Consider the following 3,070-nt stretch of genomic DNA (forward strand, 5'->3'; position numbering starts at 1 on the left):
CCGGCAATTTCCTACTCTCCCAGGTCGTTACCAACCAAGTACCATCGGCGTTAAGAGGCTTAACTTCTGTGTTCGGCATGGGTACAGGTGTGTCCCTCTTGCTATGGTTACCGGACGAACCATTCTACATATACAATCATCTTTGGTCAAGTCTTCGACCGATTAGTATCTCTTAGCTGCATGTATTGCTACACTTCCACCTGAGACCTATCAACCTTGTGGGCTACAAGGGGTCTTATCATATGAGGGAAATCTCATCTCGAGGGGGGCTTCGTGCTTAGATGCTTTCAGCGCTTATCCCGTCCAAACTTAGCTACTCAGCCGTGCCATTGGCATGACAACTGATACACCAGCGGTTTGTCCATCCCGGTCCTCTCGTACTAAGGACAGACCCTCTCAAATTTCCTACGCCCACGACGGATAGGGACCGAACTGTCTCACGACGTTCTGAACCCAGCTCGCGTGCCTCTTTAATGGGCGAACAGCCCAACCCTTGGGACATGCTTCAGCCCCAGGATGAGACGAGCCGACATCGAGGTGCCAAACCTCCCCGTCGATGTGGACTCTTGGGGGAGATAAGCCTGTTATCCCCAGGGTAGCTTTTATCCGTTGAGCGATGGCCCTTCCACTCGGTACCACCGGATCACTAAGTCCTGCTTTCGCATCTGCTCGAGTTGTCGCTCTCGCAGTTAAGCTTCCTTTTGCCTTTGCACTCTTCGCACGATTTCCGACCGTGCTGAGGAAACCTTTGAACGCCTCCGTTACTGTTTGGGAGGCGACCGCCCCAGTCAAACTGCCCAACTGACAGTGTCCCTCTTCCGGATTCACGGAAGTAGGTTAGAATTTCAGAATGAATAGAGTGGTATCCCAAGGGCGACTCCCGAAACACTGGCGCGCTTCGTTCTTAGTCTCCCACCTATCCTGTACAGTCCATTCCAAAATCCAATATCAGCCTGCAGTAAAGCTCCATGGGGTCTTTCCGTCCTGTCGTGGGTAAGCGGCATCTTTACCGCTACTACAATTTCACCGGATCCTTTGTTGAGACAGTGCCCAAATCGTTACACCTTTCGTGCGGGTCGGAACTTACCCGACAAGGAATTTCGCTACCTTAGGACCGTTATAGTTACGGCCGCCGTTTACTGGGGCTTCAGTTCTAAGCTTCGCTTGCGCTAACTTTTTCCATTAACCTTCCAGCACCGGGCAGGTGTCAGCCCCTATACTTCGTCTTTCGACTTCGCAGAGACTTGTGTTTTTGGTAAACAGTCGCTTGGGCCTTTTCACTGCGGCCCCCCTTAGGGGGCTCCCCTTCTCCCGAAGTTACGGGGTCATTTTGCCGAGTTCCTTAACAAAGGTTTTTCCGCTCGTCTTAGGATTCTCTCCTCACCTACCTGTGTCGGTTTGCGGTACGGGCGACAATTCGCGAATAGTGGCTTTTCTTGGCAGTATGGAGTCAGCTCCTTCTCTACTTGTTTTCGATACGCATCACACTTCAGACTTAAGAGAAGCGGATTTGCCTACTTCTCATCCTTTGTGCTTGCACGCCTCACCAACTGGGCGCTACGCCTATCCTCCTGCGTCCCCACATCTTCGTTGCGGTTGCCGGTACAGGAATTTCCACCTGTTGTCCATCGACTACGCCTTTCGGCCTCGCCTTAGGTCCCGACTTACCCTGAGTGGACGAGCCTTCCTCAGGAAACCTTGGGTTTTCGACGGGTGAGATTCTCACTCACCTCTCGCTACTCATGCCAGCATTCTCTCTTCTGTACGCTCCACAATGCCTTACAGCTTTTGCTTCATCGCCTACACAATGCTCCTCTACCAATCCATTCGGATTCCACAGCTTCGGTATCGTGTTTAGCCCCGGTTATCTTCGGCGCAGAGTCACTTGACTAGTGAGCTATTACGCACTCTTTCAATGTATGGCTGCTTCTAAGCCAACATCCTAGTTGTCTCAGTAACTCCACATCCTTTCCCACTTAACACGAATTTTGGGACCTTAGCTGGTGGTCTGGGCTGTTTCCCTTTCGACTATGAAGCTCATCCCACATAGTCTGACTCCGGTGGATCATGTCTTCGGTATTCGGAGTTTGATAGGTCGCGGTAACTTGGTAAAGTCCCTTGACCATTCAGTGCTCTACCCCCGAGACATTTCCATCCAGGCTAGCCCTAAAGCTATTTCGAGGAGAACCAGCTATCTCCGCGTTCGTTTGGCTTTTCACCCCTATCCACAGGTCATCCGATAACTTTTAAACGTTACCCGGTTCGAGCCTCCATTGCCTTTTACGGCAACTTCACTCTGCCCATGGATAGATCACGCGGTTTCGGGTCTATGACCTCTAACTCTTCGCCCTGTTCAGACTCGCTTTCGCTGCGGCTCCGGCGCTCGACGCCTTAACCTCGCTAAAAATCATAACTCGCTGGCCCGTTCTACAAAAAGTACACGATCGTAGTATAAACTACTTTCGCTGCTTGTAAACATCCGGTTTCAGATTCTATTTCACTCCCCTCCCGGGGTTCTTTTCACCTTTCCCTCACGGTACTATGCGCTATCGGTCACCAAGGAGTATTTAGCCTTAGGGGGTGGTCCCCCTGTATTCCCACCGGGTTTCACGTGCCCTGTGGTACTCGTTTAGAGTAGCATGTTGTCACTTCGCATACGGGACTGTTACCCGCTATGGTCGACCTTTCCATGTCGTTCTGCTCGCTATACATGCCGTATCTCAAGTTGGGCTCTACCCCGTTCGCTCGCCGCTACTTAGGGTATCGAGGTTTCTTTCTTTTCCTCGGGGTACTTAGATGTTTCAGTTCCCCCGGTATTCCTTTCTAAGGCTATGAATTCACCTTAGAATGCTAAGAGGCTATCTTAGCGGGTTTCCCCATTCGGATATCTATGGATCAAAGTGTATTTGCCACTCCCCATAGCTTTTCGCAGCTTATCACGTCCTTCATCGGCTCTTGGTGCCAAGGCATCCACCGGATGCTCTTTCTAACTTGACCTTACGATCTATTCGTTGAAATTGTAATCTTTAAATTTAAATTTGAAGATTTGATTTACGATGTTCTCGTTTTT

Annotated in this window: 2 rRNA genes; both read right to left on the reverse strand. The window is 50.5% G+C overall.

What is annotated here, in order from left to right:
• Window positions 1–115: ribosomal RNA gene (rrf, locus tag HMPREF1863_RS01935) — 5S ribosomal RNA — on the reverse strand; the annotation flags it as partial.
• Window positions 116–142: 27 nt separating this feature from the next.
• Window positions 143–2,997: ribosomal RNA gene (locus HMPREF1863_RS01940) — 23S ribosomal RNA — on the reverse strand.
• Between the last annotated feature and the right edge of the window lie 73 nt (window positions 2,998–3,070).

Origin of the sequence: Aedoeadaptatus coxii, from assembly GCF_001553115.1 — a bacterium.
Classification (GTDB): Bacteria; Bacillota; Clostridia; order Tissierellales; family Peptoniphilaceae; genus Aedoeadaptatus; species Aedoeadaptatus coxii.